Origin of the sequence: Streptomyces sp. NPDC002054, assembly GCF_040296685.1 — a bacterium.
In the GTDB taxonomy this organism is placed as follows: Bacteria; Actinomycetota; Actinomycetes; order Streptomycetales; family Streptomycetaceae; genus Streptomyces.
In genome coordinates this window covers 1-15,720 of record NZ_JBEOXT010000059.1, presented here as the reverse complement: position 1 = coordinate 15,720, position 15,720 = coordinate 1, and the positions used below count along the sequence as shown (strand labels likewise).

At 71.8% G+C, this 15,720-nt stretch carries 16 protein-coding genes and 2 pseudogenes; 9 read left to right on the top strand and 9 right to left on the bottom strand.

Annotated elements, in window-relative coordinates; all coding sequences use genetic code 11:
* Positions 1-10 precede the first annotated feature (10 nt).
* The 5 genes from ABT123_RS35045 to ABT123_RS35025 all read left to right on the top strand — a co-directional run bounded on the left by ABT123_RS35045 (position 11) and on the right by ABT123_RS35025 (position 3,707).
* Positions 11-595 (top strand): hypothetical protein, encoded by a 585-nt coding sequence (locus tag ABT123_RS35045; RefSeq protein WP_351322192.1) that lies wholly within the window; start codon positions 11-13, stop codon positions 593-595.
* A 672-nt stretch (positions 596-1,267) separates the two neighbouring features.
* Complete coding sequence (locus tag ABT123_RS35040; RefSeq protein ID WP_351322190.1) at positions 1,268-1,798, top strand: RNA polymerase sigma factor; 531 nt, start codon at positions 1,268-1,270, stop codon at positions 1,796-1,798.
* The gene (locus ABT123_RS35035) at positions 1,795-2,412 is read left to right on the top strand and encodes a hypothetical protein (RefSeq protein ID WP_351322188.1); all 618 of its coding nucleotides are present in this window, start codon (positions 1,795-1,797) and stop codon (positions 2,410-2,412) included. The genes ABT123_RS35040 and ABT123_RS35035 overlap by 4 nt, the downstream gene beginning before the upstream one ends.
* 121 nt (positions 2,413-2,533) lie before the next feature.
* On the top strand, positions 2,534-2,905 hold the full coding sequence (locus ABT123_RS35030) for a hypothetical protein (RefSeq protein WP_351322186.1): 372 nt from the start codon (positions 2,534-2,536) through the stop codon (positions 2,903-2,905).
* A 289-nt stretch (positions 2,906-3,194) separates the two neighbouring features.
* Positions 3,195-3,707: a hypothetical protein gene (locus ABT123_RS35025; protein WP_351322184.1), complete on the top strand. Its 513-nt coding sequence runs from the start codon at positions 3,195-3,197 to the stop codon at positions 3,705-3,707.
* A gap of 14 nt (positions 3,708-3,721) precedes the next feature.
* Here the strand turns inward: ABT123_RS35025 and ligA are convergent, their stop codons facing one another.
* Positions 3,722-5,803: an NAD-dependent DNA ligase LigA gene (ligA, locus tag ABT123_RS35020; RefSeq protein ID WP_351322182.1), complete on the bottom strand. Its 2,082-nt coding sequence runs from the start codon at positions 5,801-5,803 to the stop codon at positions 3,722-3,724.
* Between the two features lie 39 nt (positions 5,804-5,842).
* Here ligA and ABT123_RS35015 point away from each other — a divergent pair.
* Both ABT123_RS35015 and ABT123_RS35010 read left to right on the top strand, forming a co-directional pair.
* Positions 5,843-6,217 (top strand): annotated as a pseudogene (locus tag ABT123_RS35015) (MarR family winged helix-turn-helix transcriptional regulator); the annotation flags it as partial.
* Positions 6,214-6,566, top strand: a pseudogene (locus tag ABT123_RS35010) (MarR family transcriptional regulator). The pseudogenes ABT123_RS35015 and ABT123_RS35010, both read left to right, overlap by 4 nt.
* Before the next feature lie 14 nt (positions 6,567-6,580).
* On the opposite strand, the gene ABT123_RS35005 reads toward ABT123_RS35010, so the two are convergent.
* From ABT123_RS35005 to ABT123_RS34970, 8 genes are all read right to left on the bottom strand, one after another.
* On the bottom strand, positions 6,581-9,208 hold the full coding sequence (locus ABT123_RS35005; RefSeq protein WP_351322180.1) for a caspase, EACC1-associated type: 2,628 nt from the start codon (positions 9,206-9,208) through the stop codon (positions 6,581-6,583).
* A gap of 2 nt (positions 9,209-9,210) precedes the next feature.
* Positions 9,211-9,591 carry an effector-associated constant component EACC1 gene (locus ABT123_RS35000; protein ID WP_351322178.1) on the bottom strand — a complete coding sequence of 127 codons (381 nt, stop codon included), beginning with the start codon at positions 9,589-9,591 and terminating at the stop codon, positions 9,211-9,213.
* Between the two features lie 103 nt (positions 9,592-9,694).
* Entirely contained in the window at positions 9,695-10,306 is a 612-nt protein-coding gene (locus ABT123_RS34995) for a nucleoside/nucleotide kinase family protein (RefSeq protein ID WP_351322176.1), read from the bottom strand.
* An 11-nt stretch (positions 10,307-10,317) separates the two neighbouring features.
* Complete coding sequence (locus ABT123_RS34990; RefSeq protein ID WP_351322174.1) at positions 10,318-10,809, bottom strand: nucleoside deaminase; 492 nt, start codon at positions 10,807-10,809, stop codon at positions 10,318-10,320.
* An 89-nt stretch (positions 10,810-10,898) separates the two neighbouring features.
* Positions 10,899-11,480 carry a sugar O-acetyltransferase gene (locus tag ABT123_RS34985; RefSeq protein WP_351322172.1) on the bottom strand — a complete coding sequence of 194 codons (582 nt, stop codon included), beginning with the start codon at positions 11,478-11,480 and terminating at the stop codon, positions 10,899-10,901.
* An 81-nt stretch (positions 11,481-11,561) separates the two neighbouring features.
* Positions 11,562-11,840, bottom strand: coding sequence for a hypothetical protein (locus ABT123_RS34980; protein WP_351322170.1), 279 nt, complete (start codon positions 11,838-11,840; stop codon positions 11,562-11,564).
* A gap of 17 nt (positions 11,841-11,857) precedes the next feature.
* A complete protein-coding gene (locus tag ABT123_RS34975) occupies positions 11,858-13,108 on the bottom strand; it encodes an ATP-grasp domain-containing protein (RefSeq protein WP_351322168.1) in 1,251 nt (416 codons plus the stop codon).
* 54 nt (positions 13,109-13,162) lie between these two features.
* Complete coding sequence (locus ABT123_RS34970; RefSeq protein ID WP_351322166.1) at positions 13,163-13,402, bottom strand: hypothetical protein; 240 nt, start codon at positions 13,400-13,402, stop codon at positions 13,163-13,165.
* 254 nt (positions 13,403-13,656) lie between these two features.
* On the opposite strand from ABT123_RS34970, the gene ABT123_RS34965 reads away from it, so the two are divergent.
* Positions 13,657-14,445: a hypothetical protein gene (locus ABT123_RS34965; RefSeq protein ID WP_351322164.1), complete on the top strand. Its 789-nt coding sequence runs from the start codon at positions 13,657-13,659 to the stop codon at positions 14,443-14,445.
* A gap of 86 nt (positions 14,446-14,531) precedes the next feature.
* Positions 14,532-15,596, top strand: coding sequence for a PASTA domain-containing protein (locus ABT123_RS34960; RefSeq protein WP_351322162.1), 1,065 nt, complete (start codon positions 14,532-14,534; stop codon positions 15,594-15,596).
* Positions 15,597-15,720 lie beyond the last annotated feature (124 nt).

Sequence of the window (15,720 nt, the reverse complement as noted above, 5' to 3'; positions counted from 1 at the left end):
GAGGAGCGTCATGTCGTGGCAGGTGGAGGAGTTCGGAGCGTCCCACCACGGGATGGTGGGGGTGGTGCTCGCTGATGGCAGTGAGCCGGGGCCGGTGTACTTGGACCCGGGCAGCGGCTCGAATTTCCACGTGACCCGCGAGTGGTACGTGTACGACGGCCGCTCCGGCCGGCCGCGGGCGGACTCCATGCGCGGCTCGTGCGCCTGCGGGTGGCGCGGCACCGAGCAGTACCCGATCGACTGGACGCAGCTCCGCGACGGACCGCTGTACGACGCGGACGTCGACACCTCGGGCCCGTACAACGACTGGATGGTCCACATCAGCCACGTGGAAGCACGCTCCGTGCCACTTCCCGAAGGGCTCCAGGACACCCTCGACCAGCTGGAGCGGCAGCTCGATTCCCTGGCCGCCGACGCTCCCGTGGCCGCGCTCAAAGCGGTTGCAGTACTGGAACGCCTCATCCGGCACGTCGGACGCAACGCCGCGTTCAGCGCGGAAGCCGACGGCCTGTCTCCGCACACCATCGGTACCGCCCTCGGCCTATCCGAGGCCGAAGCCCGGTCCCGCCTGCTCCGCTACAGCCTCAACCGCTGAACCCTCGCCGCCAGGACCGTCGGCCGCTGCCGTGGACATCGAGAAATTCGATCAGTTTCACCTCGCTGGCGAGAAGTCGATCGCGCTCGTCCGCAGGAAGGTGACGAGGACACGTCTTCGGGGAACCTGAACCATCCCACCGGAATAGGCCCGGCACCCGGAACACCATGCCAAGGAGATGCACCGCTCGAACAGCGCGGACTCAGGCGGATGGCATCGGAACCGGTAGATGCAGATTACGGTCTCGCAAGCGGCACAGACCCGGCGATCCCCGTCCCTGACCGTCCGTCCCCAGCGCGCTTGCCGACTTCGTCCACCGTCCGAAACTTCACGCACATTGCATGTCACAGATGGCGTCTCTCACGGTACTAAGCAACGGTCGGCCGGCCCGAGCCGGTGGCCGTGCCCAGCAACCGACGTACAGGGGAGAAGAGGCGATGGAGGCATCGTTGCTCACGGCAGGGCTGTGCGCAGTTGCGTACCTTGCCCGTTGCTTGACGGTCTGGTTCCGGACGCGCCGGGATTCGGAGGCTCTGGTGTCCCAGCATCGTGCCGGAGCCCAGATGGCTGGGGAACTCCCGACGGGAAGCCGGGTGCGGATGCGCTCCGCTGCCGGGGACGAGGTCACCATCGAAGTCGGCCGGCAACCGTCCCGGGCACAGCGAGCGCCGCATGGCGGATGACACGTCACTGCCGGGGCCGGGCACTCGCGTCAAGACCGAGTCGGCCCCGCTTGACTTTCCAGAGGTGTACCGGCGGGAGATGCCTCTGCTGGTCCGGTTCGTCATGAAGCACGGCGCGCGCCCCCAGGAAGCCGTGGATGCCGCGCAGGAGGCCTTCGCCACCGCCTATCCGGTGTGGGAGAGTATTCGTTTTCCCGCACGCTGGCTGCGTACCGTGGCCACGCGGCTCTACTTCCGCACCAAACTCCGCGAAGACCTTCCCGGAGAGCTTCCCGAGACGGGCGCCGAGTTCCATCTGCCTACCAACATTCAGTTGAGCGAACAGGAACGTGAGGTCTACGCCGCACTCTCCGCCCTGCCCCCGCGGCAGAGGCAGGTCATGGCCTGGTTTTACGACCGGTACACCGTGGGGGAGATCGCGGAGGAACTGGGTGTCACGGAAGCGGCGGTCCGGCAGAACCTGCACCGGGCCCGAGTCACGCTCAAGGCGCATCTGAGCGGGCGAGGAGGTGCCCGATGAACGAGTACGAGGACCTGTCCAGGTCCGACCCCGACACCGACCTCGAGCTGGATGCCTGGCTGGCGAGTGCCGACCGCGCGGTGCTGTCCGCCGTGGAAGGTGGGATCGACCTCGTCGGCGGTCTCGCGGCGATCACCGGCCGGGAGCACGCCGAGGAGGAGCCCGGTGGAGAACCCACGCCGCCTGAACCGGATGCCGGCTTCCAGCAGGCACAGGGCCGGTCACAACGACACCGGAGGAGGCGGAACAAGGGTGCGACGAGCGACAGCAGCACTCTTCATTTCGGTCACGTGGTCAACATGCACGGCGGTCATTGCAACACCGGAATTGTCAATTACCATTCCGCACCGCAGGGTCCCGACCGGGTATCGGCCGCGGTGGAGCTGGCGGCCCTGCGGGAACTGGTCCATCAGGTTCAGGAACTGGCGGCCGGAATCCCTTCCTTGGCGCCCGCCGTCGAGATCCTCCCGGTCATCAGCGACGCGTCGCTCCCTGCCCCGGAGCTGCGGCGTGCCCTGTTGACCATTGTGGGAGTTGCCGCGGCTGCGGGCGCGGTCGGCCAACCGGTCCTCGAAGCCGCCGGAAGGCTCCTTGAACTGCTGGAGGGAGCGTAAGACCCACCAACGGCGTGCGTCCGCGGATCACCGCATGGTCGGCCACCACGTGAATGCCGCGAGATTCATGTGCTCGAAACCGGGGTGCGGGTACCGCTTTCGGTCGGTGAGTATGACGGGCATGCGGAAGCGGTCACCTCAGGAGAAGAAGCAGCTGAGCTATTTGAAGGACCGCCGGAACGACTACGGCGAGAACCAGAAGAGCTCGCGGAAGAACATCCCGCGCTCTCGGCGGGCCAGGCATCATGCGCTGCGTCGCGGCGAACAGCTGGCGCTGGAGCGGCTCAGGGCGTTCGGCGGGGCGATGGACGACTCGGAGGTGCGGTTCGCTCGGCGGGGGACTGGCCGGTGGCGGAAGTCTGCGGACACGCCTCTCGGTGAGGTGGTCGCGTACAAGCTGGAGCGCCGGGCCGAGCTCGGGGCCGACGCTGCACCGCCCAACCAGGGGCGGCTGGAGCACCTCCGGCGGTACCGGGCGCGACGGCGATCCTAGGAGCAGCTGCCTAGGTACCAGAGTCTGATGCCCAGTTCGGCCGGCGTTTCCGGTCCCCCGTCGGCAGTGGCAGCCCCAGGCGGCTCGCCGCTGAGCTGGCCGGCGGTCAGGAGGGGTGTGCACACACCCGGTACGCCGCTGTCGGTGCCGGCACCGTGAGTCCGCGACGACATCACTTGCACAATGTGCAAGTGATGTCCTACGGTACTCGACGGCAGGGGTTGAACTAAGTGCAAGTCCCGTGCCGCGCCTCAGCCGCCTCAGTCGCCCGAGTCCGAAGGATGTCGTCATGACCCTCGCCGCAGTCCTCCAACTCCTCCTCTCCGCCACCTTCTTCGTCATTCCCGTCGCCGTCTGGTTCACCGGCGGCCGTGCACAGCTCATCGCTGAAGCGGAGTTGCGGCGCCAGGGCCACGGCCCCGATGTACTCGCCCGGCACGGCATCGCGTTCCGCGAGAAGACCTGGGAGTTCGCCTTCGCCCTCAGCGTCGGCGCAACCCTCGGCATCCTCGGCGCGCTCAACCTCGCCGGCCACGACATGGGCCGGCTGCTCTCCTGGATTGTCGAGCCGCTCGTGCTCCTCGTCGTCGGCTTCATCACCACAGGCCAGGTCTTCGCCACCGCCTACACCCGTGCCGCCTTCGCCAAGTCCGACGACCCGGCGGTGCGGACCGTCGACGCCCCTGCCCTCATTGCCGCCGCGAACTCCGGCTTCCCCGCCTGGCTGCGACCCCTGGTCCTCGCCCGCTTCGGCCTCGCGACCTTCGGCTCGGCCCTCGTCCTGGTGCTGCTCGCCCTCTGAACCCGCCCGTGGGGTCAGCCGAGGTGGTCGGCGACGAGTTCGGCGAAGGCCTCCGGGGTGAGGACCGTGACGCCCAGCTCGGCGGCCTTGGCCGCCTTGGAGCTCGGCTTCCCGCTCGGGGACGCTGCGCAGACCAGGTAGGTGGTCTTGGAGTTGACGCTGCTGCCCGCCCTGCCGCCGGCCTTCTCGATCAGGGCGTTCATCTCCGATCGGCCCAGGCCCTCCAGCGGCCCGCTCATCTTCCCGGTGACGACGACGGTCGCGTTCGCCAACGGCCCCGGGGTGGCCTCACCGGCCGCCACCTGAGGTATCGACGGCTGCTGCGGCTCCTTCATGTTCACCCCGGCCGCGGCCAGTTTGTCGATGACCGGAGCCAGGGCGGCGACCAGTTCGACGATGACCGGCGCCTTCTCCCCGCCTATGCCCTCGACCTCCTGCATGGCGGCGGCGTCGGCCTGCCGGATGGCATCCATCGTGCCGAAGTGCGAGGCGATACGCCGGGACATGCTGCGCCCGGTGCCGAGCACACCCAAGGCGCAGAAGACGCGGCTGAGCGGACGCGACTTGGCCGCCGCGATCTGCTCGGCCAGCTTTGCTCCGCGCTTCGCGCTGCCGGAGGCGGCGGTGAGCTCGTCCTCGGTGAGGGTGAACAGGTCGGCGACGTCGCTGACGGCACCGGCCTCGATCAGCGCCCTGACATACGTCTTGCCCAGGCCGTCGATGTCGAGCATGTCCCGTCCGGCGGCGTACTCGATCAGCGCGGGCAGCGCGCAGGCGGAACCCTTCGCGCAGCGCCACCGCTCCTGGTCCTTGTTGATCTCCCCACCGCAGTTGGGGCACACCGTGGGCAACGGCACCTCGCAGGCACCGGCCGGGCGCCGCGCGATCACGGCGGCCTGGACGCGCGGAATGATGTCGCCCGCCTTGTAGACCGTCACGGTGTCCCCGAGATGGAGGTCGCGGCGGCGGATGTCCGCAGGGTTGTGAAGGGTGGCCCGGGTGACTGTGGATCCGTCGATGTCCACCGGTTCGAGGATGGCCGTCGGGGCGAGGACACCGGTACGGCCCACGTCCCAGACCACGTCCTTCAGTACGGTCTGCCGCTCGACGGCCGGCAGCTTGAAGGCGATCGCCCAGTGCGGGTACCTGCTGCCGAACCCGGCCGCGGCCTGCTCCGCCGCGTCGTTCGCCTTGATCACGACCCCGTCGATGCCGAACGGCAGGCCGGGCCGGAGCGCGGCGATCTCGTCGACCTTCTGCTGCGCCTCTTCGAGGGTCGCGACCACGTGCAGACCGGCCGGGGTGCCGGCCGTGGTCTGCACTCCCGCCCGCGCAACGGCGGCCAGGACCTCGGCGTGCGTGGCCCCGGAGGGCACGAAGGCGACGCCATCGAGCTCGACCGCCCCGTACGCCCAGAACGTCATCGCGAGCCGGTACGGACGGTCCTTCGCGCGCAGCGTCCCGGCCGTGCCGTTGCGCGGGTTCGCGAAGACCTGCGCGCCGTGTGCGGCGCGGACCTCGTTGGCCGTCTCGAACTGCTCCTGGGTGAACAGGACCTCGCCGCGCACCTCGAACGTGGCGGGCACGGGCAGTTGCTCGGGCAGGCCCTCGATGGTGCCGATGACATGACTGACGTCCTCGCCGTGCGTGCCGTTGCCCCGGGTGATGATCCGGTCCAGCCGCCCGGCCCGGTACCGGGCGGCCACGGCAGCGCCGTCCATCTTCGGCTCCACGGTGAACCCGCCGACGGGCGCATGGCCCAGGCGGCGCTGGAGGGAGGCGCCCCAGGCGGTGAGGCCTGCCGGGTCGAAGACGTTGTCCAGGCTGAGGAGACGCGTGGTGTGCGCGATGTCGCCCACCGGAGCTGCACCGTCGCCGACCAGACCGGTCGGGGAATCCTGGGCTGCCTCGTCGGGGTGCGCCTGCTCCCAGGCCAGCACGTCGAGCCGGAGCCCGTCGTACGCGGTGTCGTCCATCGGGCTGTCGCCGTCCCCGTAGTACGCCCGCGAGACCTCGCGCAGGCGGGCGAGGGCGGCCTCGTATGCGTCGCGGCCGGACATGACAGACAACGCCTCATCGGCGGAAAGGCTCTTCATGCAGACGATCCTCGCCTACGGGTCTGACAATGCCCGTTGGCGCCGTACGTGCTGGTGGCGTCGCTGTACGGCATGGCGCGCTCCAGGCTGCGGCCCAGCCAGCGCCGGCTCGCCGACCACACGGGGCTTGAGGCGTTGTACGTTTCCAAGCTCGCCCGCGCCCTGGAGGCCGCCGGGCTCGTCGCTCGCACCCGGGACCCGAACGACCCGCGCGCCGTGCAGCTGTCGCTCACCGAGCAGGGGAGCGACGTCACACGCCGCGCGATCAAGGTGGTCCAGGGCCTGCTGGACCAGCTGCTGGAGCCGCTCGGAGGACAGGACAGCCCGCGCACGCGGCAGTTCACCCGCGAGCTGGCGACCCTGCTCGAGGCACCTCTTGATCCACACACCGAGATCGACAAGGAGCAGCCATGACCACCACCACCGCACCTGCGGTCAACGCCCGCGTCATAGCCCTCGCGCACCATGCCGCGCGTGCCCTTCTCCAGGGCGTGCTGGTCCGCCACGGCGCCACGTTCCACCAGAGCGTGATGCTCCGGGCCGTCGTGGCCGCGGGCGGGTCCATCGGCCGCGACGCGCTCGTCGGCGACGTCAACGGCTCACCGACGCCGGACGCGAGCTGTACGAGAGCACCGCCGCCGGGGGCGCCGAGATCGCCGCCCGCCTGTACGCCGGCATCCCGGCCGAGGACCTCGCGATCGCGGGCCGCGTGCTGGCACTGATCACGGAGCGCGCCAACGCAGAGTTGGCCGAGGCTGCCTGAGGTTTGAGGTTCCGTCAGCGGCGGCGCAGGCGGTCGCGTAGCCGCTGGGGGGCAGGGGGAAGGACGGTGGGGTCGCCGTCCGGGACGTCGGGAGCCGGCACGCCCAGGATCTCGGCCAGTTTCCGGCGCTGGGCGACGGTCAGCCGGTCCGGGGCGCATTCCACGGCGTACACCGCGAGGTCTCGCAGTCCCGCCTGCTCGATGGCCCGTACGAAGTCCCGGTACAGCTCCGCGTGCATCCACTCGGCGCCTCGGACGACGGCTCGGGCAGCGGCGGTGAGGCCCCGAGCCTCAAGGTGGCCGAGCAGCCGGACCACCTCTGCATGCTGCTGGTGCCTCGTGGAGTCCGCCAGCAATTCTTCCACGCGCCCTGACAGGCCCGCCTCGGACAGCGCGGCCATCGCCGCGACCCGTTGGTCGAGGGACCGTCTCTCGCTGGCCACGAGGATCTCGACGACATTGCGGGAAGGCTCCACCCCCACCCACCCGCCGAATGCTGCCAAGAGGGCGTGCAGCATGATCCGGTCGGCCAACGTCATCTGTTGGAATCTGAAGGGGTCCTGATACTCCACCGCCTGCTTCGGGGCAGTCTGCGCCAGGCGCCGCAGGAGCAGGTTCGCCGCATCGTGCTCGCCGTTCTCGCGCAGGGTGCGCAGCGCCCCGGTGAACTCCTCTCCCGGCAGCCGGCACAGACCGTCCATCAGGTCCCCGCAGGGCCGCCGGTGCGCAGTGTGCAGCAGTCGGAGCAGTCGGCCGCGCTCTACAAGGCCTTCCGGCAGGGCGTCCCATACGCGCGCCCGGTCCCGTACGGCGCCCTGGTCGTAGAGGAGCGCCAGGAGCTCGGCGACCTGTTCGGTCGGCCGGTTCGCCGCGTCCGCCAGCAGTGCCCCGGCGTCCAGCGGGCGACCCATCGTACGCAGGGCCGCGACGAGTTCCGGGGTGGCTGCCACCGGGTGGTGCAGTGCCGCCTGCCCGAACAGGTGGAGTACGGCGTCGTCGTGGCCCTGGGCGTGGAGCAGCTCGGCGAGGGTGACGATGTCCTCGGTGGCCAGCCTTCCGCTGGCGAAGGACAAGGTCTGCCAGGCGCGGTCCGCCATGCCCGCAGTCCACAGGGCGTCGCACAGGCCGGCGAGGTCCCGGACCGCGGGCGCCGCCTCCACCGCTGTCCGCACCAGCCCCTCCGCCGCTCGACCCGCCTCGTCCGCGACGCGGAGTACCCGCACCAACGCGGCGGGATCCTGTGTGACGACCGGGAGGATCTGGAGGTAGAGGTCAAGGGCTTCCTCCACCCGGCCGATGGAGCGCAGCGCGTCGGCCAGGCGGGCGGTTTCCTGCGGCGACGAGACGGACGGAGCCCGCAGGACCAGGTTGGCCTGGTCGTCCAGCTGCGCCGACCACATCGCGCCGGCCAGGCCGAGCACCGCCTCGGTGGTCCGGAGCGTGCCGATCGCCGCCGTCAGCAGGAAATCGGCGTCGGCACCGTTTCCGTGACCGTTCTCGTGGAGGAGCCGGACCGTGCCCGCGATGTCCTCCGGTGTGCGACGCACCGCCACCGCGGACAGCAGGCGACCGACGTCCTCCTCGTCGTCCATCGCGTGCAACGCCGGCACGATCGAGGCGAGATCGAGCGGTGCCCGCTCCGCACCGATCGTGTGCAGCACGGTGTCCGCTTCGTCGACCCGTCCCTGCTCATGCAGGAGGCACACCAGTGCCGCCGCCTCCTGGGCAGGGCGAGTGCCGGCAGCCAGCGCCAGCAGTTCCCCGGCCGCCGCGGGATCCGTCACCCGCAACCGCGCCGCATGCTCGGCGATCAGCCGGGGTTGGGCCCGGAGCATCTCCCGCAGCCGCTCCGGCACCGCGCGTGCGGGAGCGTCGGCAGCAGAGGCAGAGAGCCGGCCGTGGGTCCCGTGGCGGTTGCGGGCGATGGCGAGGGTCCGGCCGGTGTTGCTCAGGCGCTGCTGCGGCAACGGCCGCTCCTTGGCACGCAGTTCGCCGAGCAGGTGGTCGTAGAGGTCCGGGGTTCCGATCAGCGGCCCGGCACCGGCCAGCCCCTGGTCGAGCACCCGGATCAGCTCACCGGTGAACGCGGTGTGCGCCTCTCCCGGCGGCGACAGCGCCTGCCGGTTGGCGGCGCACGCGGTGAGCAGGTACGTGCCCGCGATGCGCGCCTGCTCCGCCATCGTCACCGATCCGCTCATGCCGCCGGTCAGCGCCTGGCCGCTGTAGCAACAGTCCAGGATCACCATCCGGTTGACCCTCCGGCCCGCGCCCAGCACCTCCCGACGGAGACTCGCGAAATCGACCGAGGAGTACGGGCGTTCAGGGTCCGACGAGGGCAGGGCGAGCAGCAGGCCGTCGACCTCCGGGGCCACCAGGCCGTGACCGGCGTAGTAGACGAGGAGGGTGTCGGTGGCCCGCTGCGCCGCTGCGCGAACGGCGTCGAGGAGCACCGCGGGGGAGGACGGATCGACGAGGCGGGTGCAGTGCTCCGGCGGGAGCCCCCAGACGGTCGGGTCCTCCAGCAGCCGCCCGAGGTCCTCGAGGTTGGCGGCGACCGCCGGGAGGTCCTCCAGGGCCGGATCCTCGTACCGTGTGGAGCCGATGAGGACGGCGTACGACCCGTGCGGATCGGCCAGTTCCACGGCTAGCGGGCTTCCGGTGTTGCCCCGTCCGGTGGCCCGCAAGGCGGCTCGGCGGAGAGGGCCTGGAGCAGCTGCCGCACCGTGTCCTCCGAGCCCTCCTCCACCGTCACGGACAGGCCGTCGGACGCCCGGGTGAAGGTGAGGGCCGCGCGACTGCGGCGTGCCCGGCGCCATCCCGCGTACGCCAGGGCGAGGTTGGCCATCCCCACGGTGTGGGTGAGCACGATGTCGATGATGTCCAGCCCGCCGCTCATGGCGCCCGGCACGGGCTCCGACACCAGCCGGATCTCGCCCGGGGGCTCCTCCTCGTTCCGCAGCCAGCGGAAGAAGTCCCGCAGATCCGCACTCTCCTCGGGAACGGTCACCCCGATGGTCAGCTGCATCCCCCGTGTCCTCCATCCCCCGGAACCGGCTCTGGGCCAGAGCCTGGCACACATCGTTCCGGGGAGGGGAGGATTCGGCCCACTCGGCAGCCGGTGACCGGCGTCAGACGATGACGAGGTCGGCGCGGTCGCGCCCCGGTGCGATCAGCGCGGCATTCGCCTCGTCCGAGCGGGAAACCCAGGCGGCGGCGAGCCCGGGATCCTTGCCGTGCCGGACATGACGTGCGATCAGGCGCGGGACGCGCACAGTGTCCTCGGGTGCGAGGAACCAGACCTCGTCGAGGAGGGGCCGTACCGTCGCCCACGGCCCCTCCTCGTACAGCAGGTAGTTCCCCTCGGTGATGACGAGGGGCACGCCGGGTCCGACCGGGATGCTGCCGGCGACCGGTTCCTCCAAGGCGCGGTCGAAGGCGGGGGCGTAGACGGTGCCCGGGTCCGGGGCGCGCAGTCGGCGCAGCAGGGCGGCGTACCCGGCCGCGTCGAAGGTGTCCGGGGCGCCCTTGCGGTCGGCCCGGCCCAGGCGGACCAGTTCCCGCTGGGCGAGGTGGAAGCCGTCCATGGGCACGACGGCCGCCAGGCCGGGACCGAGCGCGTGGGCGAGGCGGTCGGCCAGGGTGGACTTGCCCGCGCCGGGCGGCCCGGCGATGCCGAGGATCCGCCGACCGCCCTGGGCGGCCAGCGCGCGGGCGCGGCGTTCCAACGCTGTGAGGTGCATGGCGAGGTGCATCAGGAGCGGCTGTGGAAGCGGCGCTGCAGGGCACGGACCTCGTCGGCCAGCGCGGGCACCGGCCCGTCGACCGGGAGGCCGGGGACGATCTCCCCGACGGGCAGGGTACGGACCGGGGGTGCCGGCACGCCCAGTTCGGCCAGCCAGCCGCCGAGCTGGGCGGAGGAGGCGGCGTACACGATGCGGCCCAGACCGACCCAGCCGTGGGCGGCGGCGCACATCGGGCAGTGTTCGTTGGAGGTGTAGACGGTGGCGGCGGCCCGCTCGCCGGGGGTCAGGTGGGCGGCGGCCCAGCGGGCCAGCTCGAATTCCGGGTGCCGGGTGCGGTCTCCGCCGGACACCCGGTTGTGGTCCTCGGCGAGGACGGTCCCGTCGGCGCCGACCAGGACGGAACCGAAGGGCTCGTCGCCGGCCTCCAGAGCATCGGCCGCCAGCTCCAGACAGCGGCGCAGGTGCCCTAGGTCGGCATCGGTCACGCGCTGGTCCGTCATGTGCTCGTCCTCCGGGTCGGTTGCGCCCCCTGACCCGATCCTAGACACCCGAGCACCCGAGCGGTGGTCATGCGGGGGTGAGGCGGTGGTCAGCGGCCCGGTCCGGACTCCGCCGGGCCGAGGACACGGACGACGCGGGCCGGATTGCCGACGGCCAGGACTCCGGCCGGGAGGTCTTTGACGACCACGGATCCGGCGCCGACCACCGTGTTCGCGCCGATGGTCACCCCGGGGCAGACGATCACTCCGCCGCCCAGCCAGACGTTGTCACCGATGGTGACGGGCAGGCCCCGCTCCCAGCCGGCCCGCCGGAGTTCCGGGTCCAGGGCGTGTATCGGCGCCAGCAGCTGGACGTTCGGGCCGATCTGGACGTCCGCGCCGACGGTGATCGGGGCGGTGTCGAGGAACACCGCCCCGAAGTTGACGAACGTACCGGCGCCGATCCGGATGTGGTGGCCGAAGTCGCAGTGGAACGGGGGCCGGATCCGGACCCCGTCGCCGACCTCGCCCAGCAGCTCCCGGAGGATCGCCTCGCGTTCCTCGGGCGCGAGCACGGCGGGTGCGTTGTACTGCGCGCAGAGCTGTGCGCGGCGCGCGCTGTCGGCGGCGAGCTGGGGGTCGTCCGGCAGGAACCAGTCGCCGGCCGCCATGCGCTTCTGGTTCTCACCCACGGATGTCCTCTCGGTCCGGGACGCGCGCGCCCACGCTCAAGCCCCCGCTCACGCTGGCGCACCGGCTTCAGGGCGTCAAGGTCATCGGCAAGACACCCCCTGGCAGCGGAGCACGTACAGGCCGGTGACCTCCGCCCCGCGCAGCTGTTTGGCGCGGAGCCAGGCGGTGCTGCCGAAGTGGCAGTAGAGGCTGAAGGCGGCCATCCGCTGCCCGTCGTACGCGGCGGTCACCCGGGCCTGCTCGCCCATCGCCTCGGCCTGCCGGCCCGGCCGGCCGTGCCCGCGTACGGCGGGCAGCCCGAGGGTCCGCAGCAGCCCGCCCCCACCCCGGCGGGCGGACGAGGGGGTGGGTACGGGCACTGCGGAGGGGTCTGGGGTCACGGGGGCGCAAGCAGGGTGCGGATCTTGTCCAGGATCTCCTGGCGGGGGAACCCGGTGCCGGCGTGCAGGTCTTCCAGCGCCTTGACGGTCTGCCGCTCCTCACCGTCGGTGAGGGTGAACACCACGATCTCGCCATGGCTGACGCCGTCGATGACGAGTTCGTGCGCGGTGACCAGGTCCACCCGCTCCGCGAGCTCCGCGCGGGCGCCGTCCGGCACCCGTCCGGGGGAGAGGAACTCGATGGCCCAGCGGGTGCGGCGGACATCGCCGGGGGAGTACCGGCCGAGCGCCATGTCGGCGAGGGCGCTGTAGGTGTTGGTGTCGGAGGCGGCGCAGGAGAGGGTGGTGGCGCCGCCGACCCGCGGGTTGACCTCCAGCACCGAGTACCGGCCGCTGCCGTAGATCATGTCCACGTTGACGGAGCCGCGTACGCCCAGTTCCTCGCAGAGCGCGACCAGCCGGGCGGCGACCGGCTCAAAGCCCCGGTCGGCTTCCGGGCGCGGCCCGCACCAGCGCAGATCGGCGAAGGTGAACACCGGTTCGGGGCCGGCGGTGCCGGTCCAGCACACCGGCAGCACTCGGTAGGCGCCGGGTTCGCCCACGATGTCCACTGAGCAAAGGTCGCCGCTGACGCACTCCTCGATGACGGCCGACACGGGCGGCGGGTCGAGGAGATAGGCGTCCAACGCCGCGGCGTCGGGCAGGGCCCGGATGCCCATGCTGGTGGAGTCCCACAGCGGCTTGGACAGCAGCGGGTAGCCGATCCGGGCGGCCCCGGCCCGCAGGGCGTCGGCGTACGCGGGGACCGGCAGGCCGCGGCCGGCCAGCAGGTCGGAATCGGCGCGGATGCCGCGCGGGACGTCCAGTCCGGCCCGCAGGAGCAGCTGCTTGGTCTCCCACTTGTCGATCAGCAGCGAGGTGGCGGCGAGCGGGGTGATGACCGTCGGCACGCCGTCGGCCTCGAGGAGTTCCCGGGTGGCGGCATCACGCAGGGTGTTCTCGCAGGGCAGCGAGATGGAGACGGCGGCGTCGGCCCCCCACTGCGTGACCAGCGTGGCCAGTTCGCAGGGCGTGACGGCCGGATCGACGCCCTGACGGCCGCCGGGGAAGTCCTCCTCCCCGGCCTGTCCGTGGGTGTGGAACAGCCGCGCCTCGATGCCCTCGCCGGCCAACTCCCGGACGGTGCGCTGGATGTAGGGGTCGGCGCGCTGAATGTCGACCGACCGCAGGAACGCGATTTTCTGCACGGGCTTCCGCTGTGCTCTGTGCTCTGTTCCGCTCACGGGTGGTTCACTCCACTCTCAGATTGGTGCCGGCGACCGCCCGGCCTCCATGTCCGCCAGCGCCCGGTCCGGATCGGTTAAGTCCGTGAAGCAGACTCCGGCCAACGCCCGCACCAGCCAAGGGGTGTAGCCCGCGTGGACCTCGCGGTGCGTGGCACCGTGAAGCCGCAGCCCGAGCCGTTCGGCGGCGGCAGCCAGGAACGGCCCGGCGTTCCCGACGTCGGCGCTGCCGCCGCCCGACACCTCGCTCATCGTCACGAGGCCAGTGGAACCGCCGGGGCAGCGGAGCGTCTATCGGGCTGATCTCCGAAACCAATTCACACGGAACTCACCCACCTTGGAGGACCGTCCAACACAACTTCCTTGCAGTCAGCACGAGTTGGTACGCACGGCCGGAGCTGTACGACGCCCTCTGTACCCAGATCCGCGACCACGCCGACATCATCCAGGCGCGTCGGCTGCGCACCCTCCAACTGGGCCTGACCCGCGCCAACATCGGCACCCAGTCCCTGGTGCCCAAGGAGATCCGGGAGGCCGGGCGCGGCCAGGCGGGGGAGGGCGCCATCCGCCGCGCCGTCGCGATCGCACACGGCTACGTCCAGGAGGGCTCGGTCCGCTACAAAAGCCCGGTCGCGGCGGCTACGTACAGAAGGCGGGCGGCGGCGACCCGATTGGCACCGCCGGCACCGCCTTACCGGTGGTCGCCACCTACTCCTGGGAGCGCCCGGAGGTCGACCCACCCCGGCCCCCTCGGCGTACGGGACTTCACCGGGCTCCTCCGCCGGCGTCCTGACTCCCGCCACGCGGGCCGTCGCCCCGGCCGGTTCCACCCTGCCCCGGCTCGCCGCGGACCTGCCCGTACGGCTGGCGGCTGGTGCTGCTCGACCCGTACGCGGGCCTCGCCGGTCTGGCGGGGCAGATACGCCAGCTGGCCGCGGCCTGCGGCGGCCGGGTGCTCGCCGCCTGCACGCTCGCCGGACTCGATTCCACCGTGCACGTCGCCGGCCCCGGGGCCCCGCACCGTCGACGAAGCGGCCGACCTCTCGGCGAGGCTCACCGGCATCCACGAGATCGCCCGCGAACGCCACCCGGCCCCGACACCGGCCCTGTCGCCCATTCCGCCGCCCACCCCGTTCCCGGCCGATGCGGACCGGGCGCAGGCACAGGTACGGGCGCAGGCCGGCGGCACCAGCCACGCCACGTACCGCTTCGCCGCCCGGGCCCTCGGGCTGCCCTGGCAGCGCATCCCCGAGCTGCGCACGCTGCTCGGCGACGCGGGCCCCCTCCCCACCCTGCACTGACGGCCGCTCATGACGGGGCGAAAGCGGAGCAGCGATCTCCGGATACGATGCACCCGCACAACCGTACGAACGTGAAAGGGGCCGTCATGCCAGGCCCGCATCCCGCACCGCCGGAGCCGCACACCGCGACCCGCCCGGCGTGGTGGAAGACGAACACCGGCCGGTTCGCTCTGATCGCCGCCGTGCCGGTGCTCGGCCTGCTGGAGCCCCGCCTGGGCGGCGCCGTGCTGATCGCCGCGCTGGTCGTGGTGTGGCGGGCCAAGGCCTGGCCCAAGGCCGGGAGGATCGTCATGACGGTGGCCGCCATGTCTCTGCTGGGTGCGGTGCTGCCCGATCGCCCGAAGGACGCCGCGGCCGGCGCGCCGCCCGCCCCGACCAAGGCGACCCCGGCCGCCACGGCCTCGACGGCCGCCATGGCGCCCACGATGCCGCCGCTCGCCGATTTCCGGGGCCAGTCCCTGGAGGCGGCCTTCGGCCGGGCGCGGCAGGCCGGCTTCCTCGTCAACAACCACGACGCCTCCGAGAAGGACGGCTTCGTACGCGGCCGTTCGCGCTGGACGGTCTGCTTCCAGGAGACGAGCTGGACCGGGCCGAAGCCGACCGTGGAGTTCGGCGCCGTGCTGAACGGCGCCCCGTGCCCGAAGAAGGACGGCGAGCCCATCCCCTGGCCGAAGATGCCGGACCTGGTGTGGAAGACGTGGCGGACGGCCCACGCGGAGGCCGTCGGCCTCGGCGTACGTCCCGACCGGGTCCTGGCGCGGGCGGCGTACCCCAACGACACCCTGCCCGAGGAGGGCGAGTACGAGGACTGGAGGGTGTGCGCGCACGACCCGGCCGTGGGCACGGCCGTCCAGCCCGACGACTATGTGGAACTACGGCTGACTGCCGAGAAGAACGGGTGCCCGAAGGGGGACCGCGGCACCGGTACCGCTGCGGAACTCCCGGACCGGGACGATGACGGCGACCCCGACTACCGCGACCCATTCCCCAGTGACCGCAACCGCACCAGCTCCTTCCCGAACGGCATCCCCGGCTCGGGCGGATCCGGCGGTTCGTCCGGAGGTTCGTCTGGGGGTTCGTCCGCGGGTTCGTCCGGCGGTTCGGGCGGTGGCGGCGGCTGGAGCCCATGCCGGCGCACCCGTTGGTGCTGACACCGGACATGGGTGTGGCGGGGGGGGGGCGGGGGGGGGTGGGGGGGCGGGGGGGGGGGGGTGGGGTGTTGGATGGAGAGGGGGGGGTGGGGGGGTTTCTGTATGCGGTGGGGGGGGTGGGCGC

What these genes read in the sequence shown, in the direction of transcription:
- ABT123_RS35045 (WP_351322192.1), top strand. Translation starts at nt 11, where the DNA reads ATGTCGTGGCAGGTGGAGGAGTTCGGAGCGTCCCACCACGGGATGGTG.
- ABT123_RS35040 (WP_351322190.1), top strand. Translation starts at nt 1,268, where the DNA reads ATGGCGGATGACACGTCACTGCCGGGGCCGGGCACTCGCGTCAAGACC.
- ABT123_RS35035 (WP_351322188.1), top strand. Translation starts at nt 1,795, where the DNA reads ATGAACGAGTACGAGGACCTGTCCAGGTCCGACCCCGACACCGACCTC.
- ABT123_RS35030 (WP_351322186.1), top strand. Translation starts at nt 2,534, where the DNA reads ATGCGGAAGCGGTCACCTCAGGAGAAGAAGCAGCTGAGCTATTTGAAG.
- ABT123_RS35025 (WP_351322184.1), top strand. Translation starts at nt 3,195, where the DNA reads ATGACCCTCGCCGCAGTCCTCCAACTCCTCCTCTCCGCCACCTTCTTC.
- ligA (WP_351322182.1), bottom strand. Translation starts at nt 5,803, where the DNA reads ATGAAGAGCCTTTCCGCCGATGAGGCGTTGTCTGTCATGTCCGGCCGC.
- ABT123_RS35000 (WP_351322178.1), bottom strand. Translation starts at nt 9,591, where the DNA reads ATGCAGCTGACCATCGGGGTGACCGTTCCCGAGGAGAGTGCGGATCTG.
- ABT123_RS34995 (WP_351322176.1), bottom strand. Translation starts at nt 10,306, where the DNA reads ATGCACCTCACAGCGTTGGAACGCCGCGCCCGCGCGCTGGCCGCCCAG.
- ABT123_RS34990 (WP_351322174.1), bottom strand. Translation starts at nt 10,809, where the DNA reads ATGACGGACCAGCGCGTGACCGATGCCGACCTAGGGCACCTGCGCCGC.
- ABT123_RS34960 (WP_351322162.1), top strand. Translation starts at nt 14,532, where the DNA reads ATGCCAGGCCCGCATCCCGCACCGCCGGAGCCGCACACCGCGACCCGC.